Below are 22,890 nucleotides of genomic sequence, written 5' to 3' on the forward strand. Positions count from 1 at the left end.
TAATGACTACACCATTTAAAAGGGTTCATCTTATTGTAATGGACTCGGTAGGTATAGGAGAAGGACCTGACGCTGCAGCATTTAATGATGAAGGCTCACACACTTTAAAACATACACTTGAAGGATTTAATCAGTCATTACCTAACTTAGAAAAATTAGGTCTTGGCAATATTGATTCTTTACCAGTTGTCTCTAAAGTTGACCAACCACAAGCTTTTTACACAAAGTTAAGTGAAGCATCAGTTGGAAAAGATACAATGACTGGTCATTGGGAAATTATGGGATTAAATATTATGCAACCATTTAAAGTATATCCTAATGGATTTCCAGATGAATTAGTTGAAGAAATAGAAAGAATGACTGGTCGTAAGGTTGTTGCCAATAGACCCGCTTCAGGTACACAAATCATTGATGAGTGGGGAGAACACCAAATGAAAACTGGCGATTTAATCGTCTATACTAGTGCAGACCCAGTACTTCAAATTGCTGCACATGAAGATATTATCCCACTTGAAGAACTATACGATATTTGTGAAAAGGTTAGAGAATTAACAAAAGATCCTAAATATTTAATCGGTAGAATTATAGCACGTCCATATGTTGGTGAACCAGGTAACTTTACACGTACCTCTAATCGACATGACTATGCATTAAAACCATTTGGTAAAACTGTTATGAATTCATTGAAAGAAAACAATTACGATGTTATCGCTATCGGTAAAATTAATGATATTTATGATGGTGAAGGCGTTACAGAAGCTATTCGTACTAAAAGTAATATGGACGGTATGGATCAATTAATAAATGTAGTTAAAAAAGATTTCAATGGTATAAGCTTTTTAAATTTAGTTGACTTTGATGCGCTTTATGGACATCGACGCGATAAACCAGGTTATGCTCAAGCGATTAAAGACTTCGACGAAAGATTACCTGAACTCATCGAAAATTTAAATGAAGATGATTTAGTTATTATAACAGCAGATCATGGTAATGACCCAACAGCAGACGGCACAGACCATACGAGAGAATATATACCAGTATTAATGTTTAGTCCAAAAATTAAGGACTATCATGAATTACCAGGTGATACAACATTTAGCTCAATTGGGGCTACAATTGCAGATAATTTCAACGTAGAATTACCCGAATATGGAAAAAGTTATTTAAAAGAAATGGGAGTGGAACACGAATGAAATTATTAAGATGGACTTTAGGTTTAGTATTTGGATCAGCAGGTGTACTACATTTTACACATGAAAGAAATTTTAGAACGATTGTTCCTGATTATTTACCATTACAAAAGACAGCGGTTCTTGTCACTGGTGTATTTGAAATATTCTTTGGTGTAGCTTTATTAATTAAACGCCCAGCAAGTTGGTTGAAAAAAGGTATTAATTTATTCCTATTAGCAGTTTTACCAGCTAATGTTTATATGGCTAGAAAGAAATTACCACTAGGAGATAAACAAGTACCAGCATGGGCTTTATGGTTAAGACTACCTCTACAATTCGTTATTATGGGGTTAGTTAAAAAATTATAATAATAGCAATATATAAAAAAAGACGTTATCCATTTTAGGATAACGTCTTTTCTTTATGATTAAGTTTATTATTTACCTTCTCCAAATACATCATGCCATTGGTCACGTTTATCTAAGAATGCTTGTGCAATTTCTTTTGCACCTTCAAGTGAATGGCTTGCTGCCCAACCACATTGAACTTCATTACATGCAGGAACTTCAGTTGCATTTAAAACATCGTTTAATGTTTTTTCAACTATGTTTAATACATCATCATAATCATCGTGATTAATGAATGATACATAGAAACCAGTTTGACAACCCATTGGACTTAAATCAACAACTTTATCTGTATGATTTCTAATATTTTCAGCCATTAAATGTTCTAAAGAATGTAATCCAGGCATTTCCATATGATCTTTATTTGGTTGTTTGAAGCGAATATCATATTTATTAATTTTATCGCCATTTAAGCCTTCCATAGTACCTGCTAATCTAATAAATGGTGCTACCACTTTAGTGTGATCTAAATTGAAACTTTCTACGTTCATTTTTGCCATTATATTACCCTCCTTGAATATACGTACAAACTCATTTAATGAATAACTAAATTGTAACAATACTATTTTGTTTTTACAATTTTAAGGTAAGAATGATTAATGGTTAAATTACAAGTTTGAATTGTAAGAAAATTGTGTAAACATTAATAAATGTAATGACATTTAAAAGTAAATCCGATAAAATGAGTAATAATTAATTGAACGATAAAGTTTATGGGTATCTTTAGAAAGATAGTGGATTAGTAGAATGGGAGTTAGGTAATATGAGCGAAAAGCAAAATATATTAGATTATATTGAAAATAATAAATACGAATATGTAGAAATGAGTCATCGCATACATGAAAGACCAGAACTAGGAAATGAAGAAATTTTTGCATCTAGAACATTGATTGATACATTAAAAGCAAATGGTTTTGAAATCGAAACTGATATTGCAGGACATGCTACAGGTTTTATAGCAACATATGAATCTGATAAAGAGGGCCCAGTGATTGGTTTCTTAGCAGAATATGATGCGTTACCCGGTTTAGGACATGCTTGCGGTCACAATATTATAGGAACTGCAAGTACATTAGGTGGTATTGCTTTAAAACAAGTTATTGATCATATAGGTGGTTCTGTAGTTGTTTTAGGTTGCCCAGCAGAAGAAGGTGGGGAGAATGGTAGTGCCAAAGCCTCTTACGTTAAAGCAGGCATTATAGATGATATTGATATTGCTTTAATGGTACATCCTGGCAACGAAACTTATAGAACGATTAATACACTTGCAGTAGATGTATTAGATGTGAAATTTTACGGAAAAAGCGCGCATGCATCTGAAAATGCAGATGAAGCACTTAATGCATTAGATGCAATGATTTCTTATTTCAATGGTGTAGCGCAACTTAGACAACATATTAAAAAAAGTCAGCGTGTTCATGGTGTGATTTTAGATGGCGGTAAAGCTGCCAATATCATCCCTGACTTTACACATGCACGATTTTATACAAGAGCCACTTCAAGAAAAGAGCTAGACGTATTAACTGAAAAGGTTAAACAAATTGCACGTGGAGCTGCTATTCAAACGGGTTGCGACTATGAATTTGGTCCTATTCAAAATGGAGTGAATGAACTTATTAAATCTCCTAAATTAGATGATTTATTTGAGAAATACGCAACTGAAATGGGAGAAGCGGTCATTGATGATGATTTTGGTTATGGTTCTACAGATACTGGTAATGTCAGCCATGTAGTTCCAACAATACATCCCCATATTAAAATTGGTTCTAGAAATCTTGTAGGTCATACGCATCGTTTTAGAGAAGCGGCAGCAAGTTTACAAGGGGATCAAGCATTAATTAAAGGGGCAAAAATTATGGCATTAATGGGTTTAGAATTAATAAATGATACGTCGTTATTCAATGAAATTGTTGAAGAACATCATCATATGAAGGGACATGTGAAATAATGAGTGAAAATGTATATAGTCCAAAATTAACTTTAAGTGATTTATACCAGGATAATGTAGTATATACTTCTAGACCTTCATACATTTCTAACCCATGGCTTAAACCAGATGAACATCAGTCTAATTTTTTAACAGGGCGAGAATTACTTATTGCGAATCAGTTTCCCGTTATAGTGCATGAAGCAAGTGTAACTGATAAGCTAGAGAAATTATTTGAAGAGGTAGGAAAACGTATTCCACCAAGTATTTATAAGTTTAGTGATCAACAAACATATGAATCATTAATTAAAAAATTAGCACATGAAGAAAGAAAAAAGATATATTTTCAATATATACATGACGAAGATGTACTTGAAAAATCATACTACGCTTTAAACAAAGATGTATTTGTAGCTTTGAATAATAAAGCAAGAATACCAGAATGGACGAATGGTAAATATCTTCCTCAAAGAGAAATTATACCTATAGAGCAATTCGATGAAGCTATAGAACATTGGAATTATCCATTTGTTATTAAACCGGGAGACGATTTACCAACTGCTGGTGGATACGGAGTGATGATTTGTTATAATAATCAAGATTTAGCTAAGGCTAAAAAACGTATTAAAGATGCAACTGAAGCTACAGAACAATTAATCATTGAACAAAAAATTGAAGCTGTTCAAAATTACTGTGTTCAATTTGCTTATTCAGAAGATATAGGGATTCAATATTTAGGAACAGCTAGACAATTAACCAATGAATATGGCTTTTATAATGGTAATGAAAACGTTGAAGATGTACCACAACACGTCATTGATGCTGGTAGAGAGATTATGTCAATAGGAGTAAGTTTAGGCTTCTTCGGTGTGGCAGGGTTTGACTTGTTATTAGATGAACATAATGATGTTTACGCAATAGATTTAAACTTTAGACAAAATGGTTCTACTAGTATGTTATTACTAGCTGATGAATTAACTAATGGATACCATAAATTTTATAGTTACTTTTCTGATGGTAATAATGACCATTTCTTTAACACTATTCTTAAATACGTGAAAAAAGGAGTATTATATCCATTATCTTATTACGACGGTGACTGGTACGGCGTCAATAAAGTCAATTCAAGATTTGGATGTATATGGCATGGTAAAGATAAAGCATATATTCAACAAATGGAAGAAGCATTTTTAAATGATTTAAAAGTTAAATAAAATAGCGACCCTTGAATTTTAAGTATAATAGCTTAATTTTCAAGGGTATTTTATAAAAAAGAAACACTAATAATATCATTAATTAGTATAAATGATTAATCCAATCAATGAATAAGTACGGTATAGCATCATCGCTCTGTTGACTAACGAAAATGAGTCATTTAATATTTTTATTAAGTGATAAAATATAATATATGAATCGAGGGTGTAAAATGTCTTACAAAGAAGAACCATTTTTCAAAGAAATGTTAATTAATGAACATTTATATTTTGCTTCTAAAAATAAAAAAATAGTACGTTTAACGAAAAATGAACAATTATATGTAACTGTTTGGACTGATGATGAAACGGCGAAACAATATTTAAATGATAATGACATTAGTTATGATAAGATAGTGAAAATAGATTTAGACCGTTTTGTCGCATATGATTTAGATGAATTATTTGATGAAACAGATAAAGTACTCATAGATATAACTAATGAACAGAGTGGAAAACTAGTCAATATTTATGAAATTTCGAGAGAGTTAATGTCTGAACTTGATAAAATTAGAATTAAAGAATTTGTTAAAGATGTTGCTAAATATGACCATGTTTATGGTCTGACAAATAAAAGTGAAAAGAATTTTATCTTAATTGAAGATGATAGAGAAAATAAACCTCAAATTATGCCTGTATGGAGCTTGAAGAAAAGAGCGCAAAAAGTAAAAGAAGAAGATTTTGAAGAATGCGATTTAATTGAGATTGAGACAAGTGTATTTGACGACTGGCTTGATAAATTACGCGATGATGACAAAGCGGTAGGCATAGATTTAAAACCTGGTGTGATTGGTACAGTGGTATCCGCACAAAAACTATCAAATGAAATGACAACCTAATTGAATAGTATATTTGCTAAGATAAAAAGGAGTGAATTGAAATAAATAAGTTTCAATTCACTCCTTTTATGAGTTAATGATCTAATGTTAAATGTAAAGCACCTATAGCTCCAGAGAACGCACCATGCTCAATATAATAAGGTTTAAATCCTCTCAATACAGTATAATCTTCTATGACTTTACGTAATAATGGGTTGTTATTAAATGAAGATCCTATGTAAACTACATTTTCTGTTTGATGTTCTCGAGCAACAGTAATTGCCATTGTGGTAATCACTTCGCCAACAACACCAACTACAGAAGCGAGTTTATTTTCAATTGAAAAATCTTCATTCACATGATGTAAGACATTTCCAAAATTAGCTGCAGTTAAGTCGCCAGGAATAGGGGGTTCACAATCTTTATAGATATGTTTTACTTTCAAGTCTATTGAATCCCTGTCACCATTTTGAGCTAAATCTGTTAATTGTTTATAATCTGTTACTTGGCTTAATAAATAACCTAAACCTTGTATCATTCCGCCACCAGTACCGATACCGCCTACGCGTTGTTGTTGCTCACCGTCATAATAATGAAGAGACGTACCTGTTCCAACATTAGCAAAAATATATTGATTGATGTCATGTCCTTGTTCATTTAGTAGAATTCCAAGCCCTTTTGAAGCAGCATCAAACTCAACATATATTTGTGTTGGTTTGGAGATGTGTTCTGCAATAATACTTGCTTGACCTCCAGTTAAGCTTAAACTTTCAAAATCGATTTCATTTAACCATTTTATTACTTTATCAATATTGACAGTTAATTCAGTGTGATATTCACGTTGGTGTTCAGATTCTTGAACGATTTTGATTAACGTTCCACCAGCATCGATTCCTATTTTCATATTACTCCCACCTCAAATCAAAAATGCATCACCCATAATAGTATAATAAATTAAACGAAATACAAGAGTTTATTTCATATTCAACTTAAAATACAAATTTATCAAACGTATTGCATTATTTATTAAGTTGAAGTTAGGCCTATTAAATGAATTGTTTAATTAAGACAGTTATATTTAAAATGATAATTTAAGTGTAAGTAATTTCGATTAATATGAGAAATAGTATTACAATAGGGTAAAGTAATATATAATAAGTGAGTATTAAATGAATAGGGGATTGACTTATGACTACAAAAAAGCAATTTGAAGATATTACAATTCAAGTTTTTGAAGAGCGATACCGTGAAGATATATTAAATTTTGAATTGAGTGAAAGACAACAAATATATTCTTCCTTGCCTAAATCAGTATTAGAAGAGGCACTTAATGATGAAGACCGAGTTGCTAATATAGCTAAAAATAGCGAAGGGGAAGTTGTCGGTTTCTTTGTTTTACATCAATATTATCAACATGAAGGCTATGATACGCCAGAAAATGTCGTCTATGTACGATCATTATCAGTAAATGAGCGATATCAAGGGCATGGATACGGTACTAAAATGATGATGTATCTACCTCAGTATGTCCAAACACTATTCCCAGATTTTAACCACTTATATTTAGTGGTCGATGCTGAAAATCAATCTGCTTGGAATGTATATGAACGTGCAGGTTTTATGCATGCAGCTACTAAAGAGGAAGGGCCAATTGGAAAAGAACGATTATATTATTTGGACTTGGATTCTAAACATGTATCCTCTTTGAAACTAGAAGAAAATGAGTCTTCAGAAGAGGCGAATATTCATTTAATCAACTTACTTAAAGATGATGAAAAAGTTGGTTTCATAGGTATTGAACAAGTTGAAGACCGTATGCGTATTTCAGGCATTGAAGTAAATAAAACACATCGGAATGAAGGTATTGCTGAAAGCGCGTTAAGACAATTACCAACCTATATACGTAAACATTTTGATAATATTAAAGTATTATTCATTACACTATATGGAGAAAATAACGAATTAAGTCCATTATGTATTAATAGTAATTTTGTAGAAGTAGAACAAGCAGAAGATTATATTTTATTTGAAAAGTATATAAATTATTAACAGAGATTGCGTAAACACCGATTGTCATTTATAATTTATTTTTGTTACTATTAATTAATGAAATTTGACCAACTTATTTAAGATAAAAATCCTTTGAAAGGAAGTATTTTATAATGAAAATTAAAGATTATACAAAAGAAATGGTAGATGAGAAATCATTTATTGATATGGCTTATACGCTTTTAAATGAAAAAGGCGACACAATGAATTTATACGATATTATCGATAAATTTAGAGAATTAGGTAATTATGAATACGATGAAATCGAGAATCGTGTAGTACAATTCTATACTGATTTAAATACAGATGGTCGATTTTTAAATGTTGGTGAAAACCAATGGGGTATTCGTGATTGGTACTCAGTAGATGATATTGAAGAAAAAATCGCGCCAACGATTCAAAAATTTGATATTCTTGATGATGATGACGAAGAAGATAAAAACCTTAAATTATTAGGTGAAGATGAAGCGGATGACGATGATGATATTCCAGCAGTCACAGATGATCAAGAAACATTAAATGATCCTGAAGATGAACAAGTTGAAGATGATATTAATGAAAATGATATTGTCATTGACGAAGAAGATGAAGACGAAGATGACTTCGACGATGAGGAAGATGACGAAGAATATCAAAGTTAAATTTCTAATTGACTTTTATCCTAAAAATGATAGAATTTTATTTGGGCTCCTTTAAATAGGACACGTGTATAAATGTAATACGCTCCCCTTACTGATATGTGAGAGGGAGCTTTTTTTATTTTTAATTAAACAAGATTCCAATGAGGTAATTAATATTGTAGAATAAGTATTATTTAAAACGAATGATTAAATAGACTATGATATAAAACGAATCAAAGTAAATCGCACGTATACATCGTTCCTCATAAACTAAATACATACTTAATTTAAATGCTTTATTAAAAATTCAGGAGGTCAAATTATGACAAAGTTTATATTTGTAACAGGTGGCGTAGTTTCGTCTTTAGGTAAAGGAATTACTGCTGCATCATTAGGTAGATTATTAAAAGATAGAGGTCTTGAAGTTACGATTCAAAAATTTGATCCATACTTAAACGTTGATCCAGGTACTATGAGTCCATATCAACATGGTGAAGTATTCGTTACAGATGACGGTGCTGAAACAGATTTAGACTTAGGTCACTATGAACGTTTTATTGATATTAATTTAAATAAATATTCAAACGTAACTGCTGGTAAAGTATATTCTCACGTGCTGAAAAAAGAACGTCGCGGTGATTATTTAGGTGGAACAGTGCAAGTTATTCCACACATTACAAATGAAATTAAAGAACGTTTATTATTAGCTGGAGAAAGTACAAATGCAGATGTAGTTATCACTGAAATTGGTGGTACAACAGGTGATATTGAGTCTCTTCCATTTTTAGAAGCAATTCGTCAAATTAGAAGCGACTTAGGTAGAGAAAATGTAATGTATGTACATTGTACATTATTACCATATATTAAAGCTGCCGGTGAAATGAAAACAAAACCAACACAACATAGTGTTAAAGAATTGCGTGGTTTAGGTATTCAACCAGACTTAATTGTAGTTCGTTCAGAATATGAAATGACTCAAGATTTAAAAGATAAAATTGCATTATTCTGTGATATTAATAAAGAAAGCGTTATTGAGTGTCGTGATGCAGACTCACTTTATGAAATCCCGTTACAATTGAGTAAACAAGATATGGATGACATTGTCATCAAACGTTTACAATTAAATGCTAAATATGAAACTCAATTAGATGAATGGCAGCATTTACTTGATACTGTAAATAGCTTAGATGGTAAAATTACTATCGGTTTAGTAGGTAAATACGTAAGCTTGCAAGATGCTTATTTATCAGTCGTTGAATCACTTAAACATGCAGGCTATCCTTTCAAAAAAGATGTCGTTGTTAAATGGATTGATTCAAGTCTTGTAACAGATGATAATGTTGAGAGTTATTTATCAGATGTAGACGGTATCTTAGTACCAGGTGGATTTGGTTTCCGTGCAAGTGAAGGTAAAATTTCAGCTATTAAATATGCACGTGAAAACAATGTTCCTTATTTTGGTATTTGTTTAGGTATGCAGTTAGCTACAGTAGAATTTGCACGTAATGTATTAGGTTTAGAAGGTGCACATTCAGCAGAGTTAGATCCAAGTACACCACATCCAATCATCGATTTATTACCAGAACAAAAAGATATTGAAGATTTAGGTGGCACATTAAGATTAGGTTTATATCCATGTGCAATTAAAGATGGTACGTTAGCACATTCTATTTACAATGAAAATAATATTGAAGAAAGACATCGTCATAGATACGAATTTAACAATAATTATAGAGAACAATTAGAAGCTAATGGCATGGTATTCTCAGGTACTAGTCCAGATGGTAGATTAATAGAAATGGTAGAAATTCCTGAAAAAGATTTCTTTATTGCTTGTCAATTCCATCCAGAATTCTTATCAAGACCTAACAGACCTCAACCAATATTTAAAGCTTTTGTTGAAGCATCATTAAAACATCAACAAAAATAATACAAAAAACACGCCAGGACATAAATCTCAAAATAAAAGCACTAAGATGATTTATTTTAATCATCTTAGTGCTTACTTTATACCCAATACTTCGTATTGTATGGCTTCGCATTCCGAGGGTACAGTTTCAGCCAGAAATACTACACAGATAAATCTGTGAGAATTTGTAAGGTCTTCAACTAGTACTGTTCCCTCAGGAGTCTTGCCATAAATACTACGTATTTATAAGTAACTTTACATTTAAAATACTAAAAAAGTAATTTCTATATTATTTCAATAGAAATTACCTTTTTTCACTTGTCGAAGAATTTTATGTTCAGCGTTTTTTTTGATAAATATTTTATAATTCTAAATCACGTGTCATTTCGATCATTTGTGTATAAATGTCGTAATAAATGTAGTTAAACGCGATAGGGTGAGGTTGAACAATTTTATCGTAGTCTTCAGTGTAAACGATAGGTCTTGGGGTAGATAAATTGATGAAATGCATTAAATGCTCTGGAAAGTCATCGCTTTTTGGGCGATTACATATAAGAACGAAATCAACATCTAAATCAATTAATTGTTGAACATCTTTTTCAACGTCATCGTTGTATGTAGGAGAAAATAAAAATACTCTATCAGTCGTATCTAAATCATTCATATTTTTTAAATCTGCTAATGCACGACTGGATTTTAATTTTTCATTACTATTCAATATAAAGTCTTCGTAAAATTTTAAATCTTCATATCCTTTAATATATACATGACCTTCGCCACCAATAGCTTGGACTAAGCATTGAGCTCCCATTTGTATATCTAAAGACTGTTTTTCGATCCTATCGAAGATGCCAATTAATTGTGTATTGAGTATTTTTGACATAATTAACCTCCATTCTATTCATTAAAATATTTTAAATAAACGTCTCATTGAATGCAATGATTAAAAATAATTTTAATTGTATACGTTTGCAAAATGAGATGTAGTAAGGATTGTGAAAATTGTAAATTTTAAATCATCTATTCGAATGCAATTAAGGATTAAGTTTGTTATAATGAGTTTGAAAAATACGTGCATAAGCACTCAAGGAGGAACTATAATGCCTTTAGTTTCAATGAAAGAAATGTTAATCGATGCAAAAGAAAATGGTTATGCAGTTGGTCAATACAACTTAAATAACCTAGAATTCACTCAAGCAATTTTAGAAGCTTCACAAGAAGAAAATGCACCAGTTATTTTAGGTGTATCTGAAGGTGCTGCTCGTTACATGAGCGGATTCTACACTGTAGTTAAAATGGTAGAAGGATTAATGCATGACTTAAACATCACAGTACCAGTTGCAATCCATTTAGACCACGGTTCAAGCTTTGAAAAATGTAAAGAAGCTATCGACGCTGGATTCACTTCAGTTATGATTGACGCTTCACATAGTGCATTCGAAGAAAATATCGAAATCACTTCTAAAGTGGTTGAATATGCTCACGAAAGAGGCGTATCAGTAGAAGCTGAATTAGGTACTGTTGGAGGACAAGAAGACGATGTAGTAGCTGACGGTGTTATCTACGCAGACCCTAAAGAATGTCAAGAACTAGTTGAAAAAACTGGAATTGATACTTTAGCACCTGCTTTAGGTTCAGTTCACGGTCCATATAAAGGCGAACCTAAATTAGGATTCAAAGAAATGGAAGAAATTGGTGCATCAACTGGATTACCATTAGTATTACATGGTGGTACTGGTATCCCAACTAAAGACATTCAAAAAGCAATTCCTTACGGTACAGCTAAAATTAACGTAAACACTGAAAACCAAATTGCTTCAGCAAAAGCTGTTCGCGATGTATTAAACAATGATTCTGAAGTTTACGATCCACGTAAATATTTAGGACCTGCTCGTGAAGCTATTAAAGCAACAGTTAAAGGTAAAATTAAAGAATTCGGTACTTCAAACCGTGCTAAATAATTAATATCAATGAACAAGCCATTAAACTTAGGTTTAATGGCTTGTTTTTTATGCTATAATTATTACGTATTTTATAAGGCAAACGTCATTTTTAAATAAAAACAAATAAATCGCATGAGGTAAAAGTAAATAACATTTTAATCATATTTATTGGTGTATATTGAATAAAATGGCTATGATGTTTTAATATTTATGAACTATTTTACAAATAAAGTAAAACTATTTTATAATGCAAATAATGTGAAATTTTAATAAACGATAGAAACAAAGGAGATAAAAATATGGCTCAAGAAGTAATCAAAATTAGAGGTGGAAAGAAGCTTAATGGTGAAGTAGAGATAAGTGGTGCGAAAAATAGTGCAGTAGCAATTATTCCGGCTACTTTATTAGCTCAAGGGCAAGTAAATTTAGATGGATTACCACAAATCTCTGATGTAGAAACACTTGTAAGCTTGCTAGAAGATTTAAATATTAAAACTAAATTAAATGGTAAAAAATTAGATATTGATACCACTGAAATAGAAAACGCGCCACTTCCAAATAACAAAGTTGAATCTTTAAGAGCTTCATATTATATGATGGGTGCGATGCTCGGCCGTTTTAAAAAATGCGTTATTGGTCTTCCGGGTGGATGTCCTTTAGGTCCCCGTCCAATTGATCAGCATATAAAAGGATTTAAAGCTTTAGGTGCTGAAATAGATGAATCAAGTAATACATCAATGAAAATTGAAGCTAAACAATTAAAAGGTGCAAATATCTTTTTAGATATGGTAAGTGTTGGTGCCACTATTAATATTATGCTAGCTGCAGTACATGCAGAGGGGCAAACGGTTATAGAAAATGCAGCAAAAGAACCAGAAGTAGTGGATGTAGCTAACTTCTTGATTAGTATGGGAGCACAAATTAAAGGAGCAGGTACAACAACAATTAAAATAACTGGTGTTGATACATTACATGGTACTGAATATCAAGTGATTCCTGACCGTATAGAAGCAGGCTCATATATGTGTATGGCAGCAGCTGCTGGTGAAGAAGTAGTCATCAATAATATAGTTCCAAGACACGTAGAAGCTTTAACTTCTAAATTAAAGGAAATGGGTGTCGATATTGAGTTGAACGACGAAAAGGTTATTATCAGAAAGAATGAACCTTACCAAAGCGTTGATATTAAAACATTAGTATATCCTGGTTTTGCAACGGATTTACAACAACCCATCACACCTTTATTATTTATGACTAAAGGGCCATCTTTTGTAACTGATACGATTTATCCTGAGAGATTTAAGCATGTTGAGGAGTTACAACATATGGGAGCGGACATTAATAAAGATAATGGTACTGCGACGATTAAACCTTCAAAACTTAAAGGAGCAGAAGTATATGCAAGTGACCTAAGAGCAGGGGCTTGCTTAATAGTAGCAGGTTTAATTGCCGAAGGTGTAACGACTATTTATAATGTGAAACATATTTATCGTGGCTATACACAAATCGTTGAGCATTTAAAACAATTAGGTGCAGATATTTGGACTGAAACTATTTAAAAAATGTGGTATAATTAATATACTTAAAATTATAAGCACTTATTTAAGTGCATTAGTATTAAGATATTAGAGTGAGAGGTGAGTATCATGGAAGTTTGTCCTTATTTAGAAGAAACTTTTAAAATTTTAGGACGCAGTTGGAATGGCTTGATTATTAATTATTTATCAAGATGTGAAGATCAATCTGCACATTTTTCCGATTTGAAAAGAGACTTAAAAACAATCACGCCTCGTGCACTAAGTATAAAATTGACTGAATTAGGAGATTGGGGTTTAGTAGAAAAAAGAATAATTTCTACTAGTCCGGTTACTATTATTTATGAACTAACTGATAAAGGACGTTCATTAGCCGCATCTTTAAAACCAATTGAAGAATGGGCTCAAAATAATATAAATCTTGAACCAGAACCTGAAACTGTTAAATAGTACTTATAAATTGTACTACGTATAGTTTCTAAACCATTAAAATACTTAATTGCATATAGTATTTGATGGTGTGATTGATTTTTGAAAGAGATTGGGACATAAACGTTTAGGATTAGAACAACATTATTAAGTGTTTGTTAAAAATCCTGCTTCGGAAAGCATTGATTGTTTGTCTGAAGTGTTGAACTTTTATGTCTCTATCTCTTTTTTTGGTACTTAATTTTAAAAAAAGTGAAAACAAAACAAATCAAGTTCAATTTAATATGATGAGCAGATATGTTTAACTTTTAATAAAAGTGGTTAGAATAGTTGTATAACAATTCTAAGGAGTGAAGTTTGATGAGACAATTCACTAAACAATATATAAATGGTGAATGGGTTGATAGTACTAGCGGTGAAACAATAGATGTAATTAACCCTGCAACTGAAGAAGTTATTGGCTCAGTAGCCAAAGGTAATGAAGAAGATGTTAACAAAGCTGTAGAAGCAGCTGATAATGTATATTTAGATTTCCGTCATAGTACGGTTGAATATAGAAGAGATTTATTAGATAAAATCGTTAAAGAATATGAAAATAGAAAAGAAGATATCATTCAAGCGATTACTGATGAATTAGGTGCACCATTATCAGTTTCTGAAAATGTACACTACCAAATGGGTCTTAACCATTTTACAGCAGCAAGAGACGCTTTAGATAATTTCGAATTTGAAGAACGTCGTGGTGATGATTTAGTTGTTAAAGAAGCGATTGGTGTGTCAGGATTAGTAACACCTTGGAACTTCCCTACAAACCAAACATCACTTAAACTAGCTGCAGCTTTTGCAGCAGGTAGTCCAGTAGTGTTGAAACCATCTGAAGAAACACCATTCGCAGCCGTAATTTTAGCTGAAATTTTCGATAAAGTAGGTATGCCAAAAGGCGTATTTAACTTAGTAAATGGTGATGGTGAAGGTGTAGGTAATCCACTTAGTGAACATCCAAAAGTAAGAATGATGTCATTTACTGGTTCTGGTCCTACAGGTTCAAAAATTATGGAAAAAGCAGCTAAAGACTTCAAAAAAGTATCACTAGAACTTGGTGGTAAATCACCATATATCGTATTAGACGATGTAGATATTGAAGCCGCAGCTAAAGCAACTACTGGTAAAGTTGTTAATAATACAGGACAAGTTTGTACTGCAGGTACACGTGTTTTAGTACCTAATAGTATTAAAGAAGACTTCTTAAAAGCGGTTAAAGAACAATTCAGTTCTGTTAAAGTAGGTAACCCTAGAGAAGAAGGTACTCAAGTTGGTCCTATTATTAGTAAAAAACAATTTGATCAAGTTCAATCATATATTGATAAAGGTATTGAAGAAGGTGCTGAATTATTCTATGGTGGTCCTGGTAAACCAGAAGGATTAGAAAAAGGATATTTCGCACGTCCAACTATTTTCATCAATGTAGATAATAATATGACTATAGCTCAAGAAGAAATCTTTGGACCAGTAATGTCAGTTATCACTTATAACGATTTAGACGAAGCTATTGAAATTGCAAATGATACTAAATATGGTTTAGCTGGATATGTTATTGGTAACGACAAAGACACATTACACAAAGTGGCTCGTTCAATTGAAGCTGGTACAGTGGAAATTAACGAAGCAGGTCGTAAACCAGATCTACCATTCGGTGGTTATAAACAATCTGGATTAGGTCGTGAATGGGGCGACTATGGTATCGAAGAATTCTTAGAAGTTAAATCAATCGCAGGTTATTATAAATAAATAAAGTTTAATCTGAAAAAAGTTTAATATCAATTACGCCAATGTACAATATTGAAGAATATTTGTGCATTGGCATTTTTATATTAACTTTTCAAAAAATCATTTTGTATTTAAATTAAAAATTTGCTATAGTTATTCTAGTATTTAGAAGGTAATGAATTACATTAACGAAAAACTTTGAAATCATTTTCGTTCACTGTTCTATCATCATCTTTTTACCACAAAAAATAAGGAAATGGGTGCAAGTCTATGCCTGAAAGAGAACGAACATCTCCTCAATATGAATCTTTCCACGAACTATACAAGAACAACACTACAAAAGAACTCACTCAAAAAGCGAAATCTTTAAAATTAACTAATTACAGCAAATTAAATAAGAAAGAACTTGTACTAGCTATCATGGAAGCTCAAATGGAGAAAGATGGCAATTATTATATGGAGGGTATTTTAGATGATATCCAACCCGATGGTTATGGTTTCTTAAGAACTGTAAACTATTCTAAGGGTGAAAAAGACATCTACATTTCAGCAAGTCAAATTCGTCGATTTGAAATAAAAAGAGGCGATAAAGTAACAGGAAAAGTCCGTAAGCCAAAAGATAATGAAAAATATTATGGTTTGTTACAGGTCGACTTTGTAAACGATCATAATGCTGAAGAAGTAAAAAAACGTCCTCACTTCCAAGCGTTGACGCCTTTGTATCCAGATGAAAGAATTTTACTAGAAACAGAACCTAAGAATTATTCCACACGAATTATGGATTTAGTTACGCCTATTGGTTTAGGTCAACGTGGTCTTATTGTAGCGCCACCAAAAGCTGGTAAAACATCCTTACTAAAAGAAATAGCTAACGCAATTATTACAAATAAACCAGATGCTAAATTATTTGTTTTATTAGTAGGTGAAAGACCCGAAGAGGTTACAGATATTGAACGTTCTGTAGAATCTGCAGAAGTTGTACATTCAACGTTTGATGAACCACCTCAACATCATGTTAAAGTTGCAGAGCTATTATTAGAAAGAGCAAAGCGTCTAGTAGAAATTGGTGAAGATGTTATTATTTTAATGGATTCTATCACACGTTTAGCTAGAGCTTATAACTTAGTTATTCCTCCAAGTGGTCGTACTTTATCTGGTGGTCTTGATCCAGCTTCACTACACAAACCTAAAGCCTTTTTTGGTGCAGCTAGAAATATCGAAGCGGGTGGTAGTTTAACTATTTTAGCTACAGCACTAGTAGATACAGGTTCACGAATGGACGATATGATTTATGAAGAGTTCAAAGGAACTGGAAATATGGAATTACATCTAGACCGTAAATTATCTGAACGTCGTATTTTCCCTGCCATTGATATTGGTAGAAGCTCAACTCGTAAAGAAGAATTATTAATTAGCAAAGCAGAACTAGATACATTATGGCAACTTCGAAATCTATTTACTGATTCTACTGATTTTACAGAAAGATTTATTCGTAAGTTAAAACGTTCAAAAAATAATAAAGATTTCTTTGAACAATTACAAAAATCAGCTGAAGAAAGTACGAAAACAGGTAAACCTATTATTTAATGTTACAAAGGGTTGCGTTTTACATTAAATACTATTATAATTACACAGTATTGGGTAAAAAACTCACAAATAACTCTGTTCCAGATGGTTCAGGGCAAAGGAGCTGAAAACAATGAAACAAGGAATTCATCCTGAGTATCATAAAGTTATCTTTTTAGATACTACTACAGATTTTAAATTTTTAAGTGGTTCTACTAAAACATCTTCAGAAACAATGGAGTGGGAAGATGGAAATGAATACCCAGTTATTCGTTTAGATATTTCTTCTGATTCACATCCATTCTATACTGGACGTCAAAAATTCGCTGCTGCGGATGGTCGTGTGGAACGCTTCAACAAAAAATTTGGTCTTAAATCAAATAATAACTAATTTAAGTTTAGACTGTCTACGCCATTGTAATGGATTTGTAGGCAGTTTTTTTATTTTATAGTGAGAAATCAATCATGTTAATAATGCATTTTTACCGTAATTAATATATAACTTAAAGTGAGTGAAAAAGTATGATTGTTAATATAACATTTAAATAAGCCAGTCCAGTAAATAAGTTATAAGCAAATTTTCAAAAATGATTTAACGAATCAATTGTTAAAATAGCATTTATGAAATTTCAAAATATGATATAATTAAGCGATTATGTTTTGAAAAAAGGTGGAACGTTTAATGTATGAAACTTATCATTCCGGATGGATCGAATGTATTACCGGAAGTATGTTTAGTGGTAAATCAGAAGAACTTATTCGTCGTTTAAGACGAGGTATTTATGCTAAACAGAAAGTCATTGTTTTTAAACCAGCTATAGATGATCGTTATCATAAAGAAAAGGTAGTTTCACATAATGGAAATGCTATTGAAGCAATCAATATTGCAACAGCTAGAGAAATACTCATTCATGATGTATCACACGTAGATGTTATAGGGATTGATGAAGTTCAATTTTTCGATGAAAATATTGTAAGTATCATACAACAACTTGCAGATAATGGTCACAGGGTTATTGTAGCCGGATTAGATATGGATTTTAGAGGAGAACCCTTTGAACCTATACCTAAATTATTATCTTTAAGTGAGCACGTGACTAAATTACAAGCTGTTTGTGCAGTATGTGGTAGCCCTTCAAGTAGAACGCAAAGACTCATAGATGGGCAACCGGCTAAAGCAGATGATCCAATAATTCTAGTCGGTGCAAATGAAAGTTACGAACCTAGATGTAGAGCACATCACATAGTGGCTCCAAGTGAAAATGAGAAGGAGGAAATGTAGTGTTTGATCAATTAGAAATTGTAGAGGAAAGATATGAACAATTAAATGAAATGTTAAGTGACCCTGATGTCGTTAATGATTCAGATAAATTACGTAAATATTCTAAAGAACAAGCAGATTTACAAAAAACTGTAGATGTTTACAGAAGCTACAAAAGCAAAAAAGAAGAATTAAGTGATATTGAAGAAATGTTGAATGAAACTTCGGATAAAGAAGAAGTTGAAATGTTAAAAGAAGAAAGTGCAACATTGAAAAATGAATTACCAGAAATGGAAGAACAACTTAAATTATTACTAATTCCTAAAGACCCTAATGATGAGAAAGATGTTATCGTTGAGATTAGAGCAGCAGCTGGTGGGGATGAAGCGGCAATTTTTGCTGGTGATTTAATGAGAATGTATTCTAAGTACGCAGAAATGCATAACTTCAAAACTGAAATTGTTGAAGCTTCTGAAAGTGATCATGGCGGTTATAAAGAAGTTAGTTTTTCAGTATCAGGTAATGGTGCGTATAGTAAATTAAAATTTGAAAATGGCGCACACCGTGTTCAACGTGTACCTGAAACAGAATCAGGTGGTAGAATTCATACTTCCACAGCAACCGTTGCAGTATTGCCAGAAGTAGAAGATGTTGAAATTGAAGTTAGAAATGAAGATTTGAAAATTGATACGTATCGTTCTAGTGGTGCAGGTGGACAACACGTCAATACTACCGATTCAGCAGTACGTATTACTCACTTACCAACAGGTATTATAGCTACTTCTTCAGAAAAATCACAAATACAAAACAGAGAAAAAGCTTTAAAAGTATTAAAAGCAAGATTATATGACATGAAGTTACAAGAAGAACAACAAAAATATGCTTCACAAAGAAAATCAGCAGTAGGTACAGGAGATCGTTCAGAACGTATCAGAACATATAACTATCCTCAAAGCCGTGTAACTGACCATAGAATTGGCTTAACTTTACAAAAATTAAGTCAAATCATGGAAGGAAATTTAGATGAAGTTATTGATGCTTTAACATTGTCTGAACAAACAGATAAATTGAAAGAATTAAACAATGGTGAGTTATAAAGATTATTTGGCAAACGCTATTTCTTTAGCAAAAGAGAAGGGTTTTGAACAGACACGAGCTGAGTGGTTATTATTAGATACATTTAATTGGACACGAACAGATTATCTCATACATATGAATGATGAGATGTCTGAGGCTGATAAAGCTAAATTCGGATTGAATTTACAAAGGATGTTATTAGGTGAACCAATACAATATATTGTTGGTTTTCAATCATTTTATGGACAACGTTTTAAAGTTTCTGATCAATGTTTAATCCCAAGACCAGAAACAGAAGAAGTCATGCTACACTTTTTAAATTTATGTCAAAATGACGATACTATAGCTGATATTGGTACTGGTAGTGGTGTTATAGCCATTAGTTTGAAAATGTTAAAGCCTTCTTTAAAAGTTATCGCTACAGATTTATATGAGGATGCATTAGATGTAGCACGCAGTAACTCAGAACAATTTGATGTGTATATTAATTTAATGCAGGGAAATGCTTTAAAACCGTTGATTGAACAAAACATTAAACTAAACGGCCTTATTTCTAATCCACCATACATCGATGTGAAAGATGTAAAAGATATGTCTAAAACAGTTGTCGATTATGAACCGCATCAAGCTTTATTTGCTAAAAGTGAAGGTTATGCGATTTATAAGTCTATATTAGAAGATTTACCTAAAGTGTTACTTCCAAAGGCACATGTTGTTTTTGAAATTGGCTATAACCAAGGGCAAAATTTAAAAGAAATCGTTCATAACATGTATCCTGATAAAGAAGTAGCAGTTTATCAAGATATCAATCAACTTGATAGAATTTTAGAAATAAAATGGTAAATAAAAGTGATAATAGATAAGTTTCGTTGTTATTTTTATTCGTTTTAATATAAATATGCAAGGTTAATCAAAACTTGATGTATATTAAACGTCGTTATTAATGGGGTGGGAATGAGCATTCTTTCATGTATAAAATGAAAGACATAAAGCTATCCCACTCCTTTTTATTTTTAATTTAACTATGGGAAAGAGGTGTGATTTGAAATTGGAAACTAAGATATGGGATTTAAGAGAATATAGTAAAAATATCGAACAATATCCATATATAAAAGAGATCAAAGATGTCGTGTTAAATGGTGGTCTTGTAGCACTACCAACAGAGACAGTATATGGTTTAGGTGCTGATGCTACTAATCAAGAAGCGGTTAGTAAAATATATCAAGCTAAAGGAAGACCATCAGATAATCCGTTAATTGTACACATACATGATATTTCTCAAATGGATCGTTTCATTGATAAATTAGACCCAAAAGTACGACAATTAATGGATGCTTTTTGGCCGGGACCTATATCATTTATCTTACCTCTAAAATCAGGATATTTATGTGAAAAAGTAACAGGAGGTTTAAATTCTATTGCTGTAAGAATGCCTAGCCACTTAATTGGTAGGGAGTTATTACAATTAATTGATAAGCCTATAGCTGCACCAAGTGCAAATATTAGTGGCAGACCATCTCCTACAACCTTTGATCATGTATACAATGATTTAAATGGAAGAATTGATGGCATTATAAATGGTGATCAAAGTGAAGAAGGATTAGAAAGCACTGTATTAGATTGTACACAGTATCCTTTTAGAATTGCACGTCCAGGATCAGTTACACAATCTATGATTGAAACAATTATACCTCATAGTATTGCACAATCAGATTTTAATGAAAGTGCTAAACCTATCGCGCCTGGTATGAAATATAAACACTATTCACCAGATACTCCGGTAACTATTCTTGAAGGATTAAGCCAGAAAATTTCAGATAATGATAAATGGAATCAAACAGCTTTCGTTGTGCCTAAAAGTTTACGTCATTATTTACCTAAAGAATCTATTTTTATTAAATTATGTGAAGATAAAGATGATATCAAACAAGCAAATCATTTATTATATAGTATTTTACATGATATAGATCAGCGGAATGATATTGTTCAAGCATATATTTTTGGTTTTGAAAAAAGTGATAACACTGAAGCTATCATGAATAGAATGTTAAAAGCTGCTGGAAATCAAATTGTTAATGAGGTGTCTTTATGAAATTAATATTTGTATGTACTGGTAATACTTGTCGTAGTCCCATGGCTGAAAGTATTGCGCAATCAGTTTTTAATAAATTAGACATTACCATTGAGTCAAGAGGCATATTTGCTATGGAACAACAACCTATTTCAAAGTTATCTGAAGAAATATTAAATGAAAATGATTTGCCTCAACCTTCATTAACACAGAGTTTTTCTAGAGAAGATATAGATGCTAATATTATTCTAACAATGTCTAAATCGCATAAGGACATTATATTGTCTCAATATGGTACTGATGCTCTTCCAAATGTATTTACTTTGAGTGAATTTGTAGGGGAAGTAGATGATATTTATGATCCTTATGGTGGAGACAAGTTTACTTATCAACAAACATTTAACCAAATTTATGACTTAATTATGAAAATCGACCCAAAAGTTCTGTTAGAGAATTATATATAATTAGTATATGTTACGCTTTAAATACGTTATAATAAGGGAGTATAGCAATTTTGCTATGTTCCTTTTTATTTTTTTAGGGGGTGGGTTTCAAATGCAAGATTTTTCAATGTTGTTAGACGAATTAAAAGCAATGTCCTTTTTTAATGAAAATGAGATATGCTTGATTGGTTGTTCAACTTCTGAAGTTATTGGTCAGCGAATTGGTTCTGTTGGATCAATGGAAGTGGCTGAATCAATATTTAAAGAGTTAGAAAAAGTGAAACAACAGACAGGTGTTTCATTCGCATTTCAAGGGTGTGAGCATATTAATAGAGCAATCACTATTGAAAGATCCGATTTTAATCCACTAACAATGGAAGAAGTTACAGTTGTACCAGATGTTCATGCAGGTGGTAGCTTAGCTACATACGCATATCAACATATGGAAGACCCAGTTGTTGTTGAACATATTTCAGTTCCGAAAGGTATAGATATTGGTCAAACATTAATAGGCATGCACATTAAACATGTTTGTGTGCCAGTTAGAACTAGTATTAAGCAAGTGGGGGAAGCAATCGTTACTATTGCTACATCAAGACCTAAAAAAATTGGTGGCGAACGTGCAAAATATAATTAATTAGTT

23 protein-coding genes are annotated in these 22,890 nt (G+C 31.9%); 20 read left to right on the top strand and 3 right to left on the bottom strand.

Annotation, left to right across the window (positions count from 1 at the left end; all coding sequences use genetic code 11):
- Nucleotides 1-2: 2 nt before the first annotated feature.
- Together deoB and NSQ15_RS03650 are read left to right on the top strand one after the other, a co-directional pair.
- Nucleotides 3-1,193 (top strand): phosphopentomutase, encoded by a 1,191-nt coding sequence (deoB, locus tag NSQ15_RS03645; RefSeq protein WP_017636798.1) that lies wholly within the window; start codon nucleotides 3-5, stop codon nucleotides 1,191-1,193.
- Nucleotides 1,190-1,540 carry a DoxX family protein gene (locus NSQ15_RS03650; protein WP_017636797.1) on the top strand — a complete coding sequence of 117 codons (351 nt, stop codon included), beginning with the start codon at nucleotides 1,190-1,192 and terminating at the stop codon, nucleotides 1,538-1,540. The genes deoB and NSQ15_RS03650 overlap by 4 nt, the downstream gene beginning before the upstream one ends.
- Nucleotides 1,541-1,608: 68 nt before the next feature.
- Here the strand turns inward: NSQ15_RS03650 and NSQ15_RS03655 are convergent, their stop codons facing one another.
- On the bottom strand, nucleotides 1,609-2,079 hold the full coding sequence (locus NSQ15_RS03655) for an S-ribosylhomocysteine lyase (RefSeq protein ID WP_017636796.1): 471 nt from the start codon (nucleotides 2,077-2,079) through the stop codon (nucleotides 1,609-1,611).
- A 263-nt stretch (nucleotides 2,080-2,342) separates the two neighbouring features.
- On the opposite strand from NSQ15_RS03655, the gene NSQ15_RS03660 reads away from it, so the two are divergent.
- The 3 genes from NSQ15_RS03660 to NSQ15_RS03670 all read left to right on the top strand — a co-directional run bounded on the left by NSQ15_RS03660 (nucleotide 2,343) and on the right by NSQ15_RS03670 (nucleotide 5,598).
- Nucleotides 2,343-3,527 (top strand): M20 family metallopeptidase, encoded by a 1,185-nt coding sequence (locus tag NSQ15_RS03660; protein WP_017636795.1) that lies wholly within the window; start codon nucleotides 2,343-2,345, stop codon nucleotides 3,525-3,527.
- On the top strand, nucleotides 3,527-4,720 hold the full coding sequence (ldmS, locus tag NSQ15_RS03665; RefSeq protein ID WP_017636794.1) for an L-aspartate--L-methionine ligase LdmS: 1,194 nt from the start codon (nucleotides 3,527-3,529) through the stop codon (nucleotides 4,718-4,720). Before NSQ15_RS03660 ends, ldmS begins: the two co-directional genes overlap by 1 nt.
- A gap of 212 nt (nucleotides 4,721-4,932) precedes the next feature.
- Nucleotides 4,933-5,598, top strand: coding sequence for a DUF2750 domain-containing protein (locus NSQ15_RS03670; RefSeq protein ID WP_017636793.1), 666 nt, complete (start codon nucleotides 4,933-4,935; stop codon nucleotides 5,596-5,598).
- A gap of 73 nt (nucleotides 5,599-5,671) precedes the next feature.
- On the opposite strand, the gene coaW is transcribed toward NSQ15_RS03670, so the two are convergent.
- Nucleotides 5,672-6,481, bottom strand: coding sequence for a type II pantothenate kinase (gene coaW, locus NSQ15_RS03675; protein ID WP_017636792.1), 810 nt, complete (start codon nucleotides 6,479-6,481; stop codon nucleotides 5,672-5,674).
- Between the two features lie 284 nt (nucleotides 6,482-6,765).
- Between coaW and NSQ15_RS03680 the strand changes: the two genes are divergently transcribed.
- The 3 genes from NSQ15_RS03680 (at nucleotide 6,766) to NSQ15_RS03690 (ending at nucleotide 10,176) form a co-directional block, all read left to right on the top strand.
- Nucleotides 6,766-7,626, top strand: a complete 861-nt coding sequence (locus NSQ15_RS03680; RefSeq protein ID WP_340746948.1) for a GNAT family N-acetyltransferase — start codon at nucleotides 6,766-6,768, stop codon at nucleotides 7,624-7,626.
- Between the two features lie 113 nt (nucleotides 7,627-7,739).
- Nucleotides 7,740-8,267: a DNA-directed RNA polymerase subunit delta gene (rpoE, locus tag NSQ15_RS03685; RefSeq protein WP_017636790.1), complete on the top strand. Its 528-nt coding sequence runs from the start codon at nucleotides 7,740-7,742 to the stop codon at nucleotides 8,265-8,267.
- A 301-nt stretch (nucleotides 8,268-8,568) separates the two neighbouring features.
- Nucleotides 8,569-10,176, top strand: a complete 1,608-nt coding sequence (locus NSQ15_RS03690) for a CTP synthase (RefSeq protein ID WP_017636789.1) — start codon at nucleotides 8,569-8,571, stop codon at nucleotides 10,174-10,176.
- A gap of 340 nt (nucleotides 10,177-10,516) precedes the next feature.
- Here the strand turns inward: NSQ15_RS03690 and NSQ15_RS03695 are convergent, their stop codons facing one another.
- Nucleotides 10,517-11,038, bottom strand: a complete 522-nt coding sequence (locus NSQ15_RS03695; protein ID WP_070452967.1) for a DUF2529 domain-containing protein — start codon at nucleotides 11,036-11,038, stop codon at nucleotides 10,517-10,519.
- Nucleotides 11,039-11,255: 217 nt separating this feature from the next.
- Here NSQ15_RS03695 and fdaB point away from each other — a divergent pair, with 217 nt between their 5' ends.
- The 12 genes from fdaB (at nucleotide 11,256) to NSQ15_RS03755 (ending at nucleotide 22,884) form a co-directional block, all read left to right on the top strand.
- Nucleotides 11,256-12,116 carry a class IIb fructose-bisphosphate aldolase FdaB gene (gene fdaB / locus NSQ15_RS03700; protein WP_017636787.1) on the top strand — a complete coding sequence of 287 codons (861 nt, stop codon included), beginning with the start codon at nucleotides 11,256-11,258 and terminating at the stop codon, nucleotides 12,114-12,116.
- A gap of 281 nt (nucleotides 12,117-12,397) precedes the next feature.
- On the top strand, nucleotides 12,398-13,657 hold the full coding sequence (locus tag NSQ15_RS03705) for a UDP-N-acetylglucosamine 1-carboxyvinyltransferase (protein ID WP_017636786.1): 1,260 nt from the start codon (nucleotides 12,398-12,400) through the stop codon (nucleotides 13,655-13,657).
- Between the two features lie 87 nt (nucleotides 13,658-13,744).
- Nucleotides 13,745-14,083 carry a winged helix-turn-helix transcriptional regulator gene (locus NSQ15_RS03710; protein WP_017636785.1) on the top strand — a complete coding sequence of 113 codons (339 nt, stop codon included), beginning with the start codon at nucleotides 13,745-13,747 and terminating at the stop codon, nucleotides 14,081-14,083.
- Nucleotides 14,084-14,422: 339 nt separating this feature from the next.
- On the top strand, nucleotides 14,423-15,850 hold the full coding sequence (locus NSQ15_RS03715) for an aldehyde dehydrogenase family protein (RefSeq protein WP_029056175.1): 1,428 nt from the start codon (nucleotides 14,423-14,425) through the stop codon (nucleotides 15,848-15,850).
- Nucleotides 15,851-16,099: 249 nt separating this feature from the next.
- Nucleotides 16,100-17,416, top strand: coding sequence for a transcription termination factor Rho (rho, locus tag NSQ15_RS03720; RefSeq protein WP_017636783.1), 1,317 nt, complete (start codon nucleotides 16,100-16,102; stop codon nucleotides 17,414-17,416).
- A 112-nt stretch (nucleotides 17,417-17,528) separates the two neighbouring features.
- Nucleotides 17,529-17,786, top strand: coding sequence for a type B 50S ribosomal protein L31 (locus NSQ15_RS03725; RefSeq protein WP_017636782.1), 258 nt, complete (start codon nucleotides 17,529-17,531; stop codon nucleotides 17,784-17,786).
- A gap of 291 nt (nucleotides 17,787-18,077) precedes the next feature.
- Nucleotides 18,078-18,677 (top strand): thymidine kinase, encoded by a 600-nt coding sequence (locus NSQ15_RS03730; RefSeq protein WP_017636781.1) that lies wholly within the window; start codon nucleotides 18,078-18,080, stop codon nucleotides 18,675-18,677.
- Nucleotides 18,677-19,753, top strand: a complete 1,077-nt coding sequence (gene prfA, locus NSQ15_RS03735) for a peptide chain release factor 1 (RefSeq protein ID WP_017636780.1) — start codon at nucleotides 18,677-18,679, stop codon at nucleotides 19,751-19,753. Before NSQ15_RS03730 ends, prfA begins: the two co-directional genes overlap by 1 nt.
- Nucleotides 19,740-20,576 (top strand): peptide chain release factor N(5)-glutamine methyltransferase, encoded by an 837-nt coding sequence (gene prmC / locus NSQ15_RS03740; protein ID WP_029056177.1) that lies wholly within the window; start codon nucleotides 19,740-19,742, stop codon nucleotides 20,574-20,576. Before prfA ends, prmC begins: the two co-directional genes overlap by 14 nt.
- Before the next feature lie 205 nt (nucleotides 20,577-20,781).
- Nucleotides 20,782-21,825 carry an L-threonylcarbamoyladenylate synthase gene (locus tag NSQ15_RS03745; protein WP_070453011.1) on the top strand — a complete coding sequence of 348 codons (1,044 nt, stop codon included), beginning with the start codon at nucleotides 20,782-20,784 and terminating at the stop codon, nucleotides 21,823-21,825.
- Nucleotides 21,822-22,268: a low molecular weight protein arginine phosphatase gene (locus NSQ15_RS03750; RefSeq protein ID WP_029056179.1), complete on the top strand. Its 447-nt coding sequence runs from the start codon at nucleotides 21,822-21,824 to the stop codon at nucleotides 22,266-22,268. The genes NSQ15_RS03745 and NSQ15_RS03750 overlap by 4 nt, the downstream gene beginning before the upstream one ends.
- 91 nt (nucleotides 22,269-22,359) lie before the next feature.
- Nucleotides 22,360-22,884, top strand: coding sequence for a TIGR01440 family protein (locus NSQ15_RS03755; protein ID WP_017636776.1), 525 nt, complete (start codon nucleotides 22,360-22,362; stop codon nucleotides 22,882-22,884).
- Nucleotides 22,885-22,890 lie beyond the last annotated feature (6 nt).

The sequence above is a fragment of the Staphylococcus sp. FSL W8-0774 genome (genome assembly GCF_038006785.1).
Classification (GTDB): domain Bacteria; phylum Bacillota; class Bacilli; order Staphylococcales; family Staphylococcaceae; genus Staphylococcus; species Staphylococcus pasteuri.

What these genes read in the sequence shown, in the direction of transcription:
- deoB (WP_017636798.1), top strand. Translation starts at nt 3, where the DNA reads ATGACTACACCATTTAAAAGGGTTCATCTTATTGTAATGGACTCGGTA.
- NSQ15_RS03650 (WP_017636797.1), top strand. Translation starts at nt 1,190, where the DNA reads ATGAAATTATTAAGATGGACTTTAGGTTTAGTATTTGGATCAGCAGGT.
- NSQ15_RS03655 (WP_017636796.1), bottom strand. Translation starts at nt 2,079, where the DNA reads ATGGCAAAAATGAACGTAGAAAGTTTCAATTTAGATCACACTAAAGTG.
- NSQ15_RS03660 (WP_017636795.1), top strand. Translation starts at nt 2,343, where the DNA reads ATGAGCGAAAAGCAAAATATATTAGATTATATTGAAAATAATAAATAC.
- ldmS (WP_017636794.1), top strand. Translation starts at nt 3,527, where the DNA reads ATGAGTGAAAATGTATATAGTCCAAAATTAACTTTAAGTGATTTATAC.
- NSQ15_RS03670 (WP_017636793.1), top strand. Translation starts at nt 4,933, where the DNA reads ATGTCTTACAAAGAAGAACCATTTTTCAAAGAAATGTTAATTAATGAA.
- coaW (WP_017636792.1), bottom strand. Translation starts at nt 6,481, where the DNA reads ATGAAAATAGGAATCGATGCTGGTGGAACGTTAATCAAAATCGTTCAA.
- NSQ15_RS03680 (WP_340746948.1), top strand. Translation starts at nt 6,766, where the DNA reads ATGACTACAAAAAAGCAATTTGAAGATATTACAATTCAAGTTTTTGAA.
- rpoE (WP_017636790.1), top strand. Translation starts at nt 7,740, where the DNA reads ATGAAAATTAAAGATTATACAAAAGAAATGGTAGATGAGAAATCATTT.
- NSQ15_RS03690 (WP_017636789.1), top strand. Translation starts at nt 8,569, where the DNA reads ATGACAAAGTTTATATTTGTAACAGGTGGCGTAGTTTCGTCTTTAGGT.
- NSQ15_RS03695 (WP_070452967.1), bottom strand. Translation starts at nt 11,038, where the DNA reads ATGTCAAAAATACTCAATACACAATTAATTGGCATCTTCGATAGGATC.
- fdaB (WP_017636787.1), top strand. Translation starts at nt 11,256, where the DNA reads ATGCCTTTAGTTTCAATGAAAGAAATGTTAATCGATGCAAAAGAAAAT.
- NSQ15_RS03705 (WP_017636786.1), top strand. Translation starts at nt 12,398, where the DNA reads ATGGCTCAAGAAGTAATCAAAATTAGAGGTGGAAAGAAGCTTAATGGT.
- NSQ15_RS03710 (WP_017636785.1), top strand. Translation starts at nt 13,745, where the DNA reads ATGGAAGTTTGTCCTTATTTAGAAGAAACTTTTAAAATTTTAGGACGC.
- NSQ15_RS03715 (WP_029056175.1), top strand. Translation starts at nt 14,423, where the DNA reads ATGAGACAATTCACTAAACAATATATAAATGGTGAATGGGTTGATAGT.
- rho (WP_017636783.1), top strand. Translation starts at nt 16,100, where the DNA reads ATGCCTGAAAGAGAACGAACATCTCCTCAATATGAATCTTTCCACGAA.
- NSQ15_RS03725 (WP_017636782.1), top strand. Translation starts at nt 17,529, where the DNA reads ATGAAACAAGGAATTCATCCTGAGTATCATAAAGTTATCTTTTTAGAT.
- NSQ15_RS03730 (WP_017636781.1), top strand. Translation starts at nt 18,078, where the DNA reads ATGTATGAAACTTATCATTCCGGATGGATCGAATGTATTACCGGAAGT.
- prmC (WP_029056177.1), top strand. Translation starts at nt 19,740, where the DNA reads ATGGTGAGTTATAAAGATTATTTGGCAAACGCTATTTCTTTAGCAAAA.
- NSQ15_RS03750 (WP_029056179.1), top strand. Translation starts at nt 21,822, where the DNA reads ATGAAATTAATATTTGTATGTACTGGTAATACTTGTCGTAGTCCCATG.
- NSQ15_RS03755 (WP_017636776.1), top strand. Translation starts at nt 22,360, where the DNA reads ATGCAAGATTTTTCAATGTTGTTAGACGAATTAAAAGCAATGTCCTTT.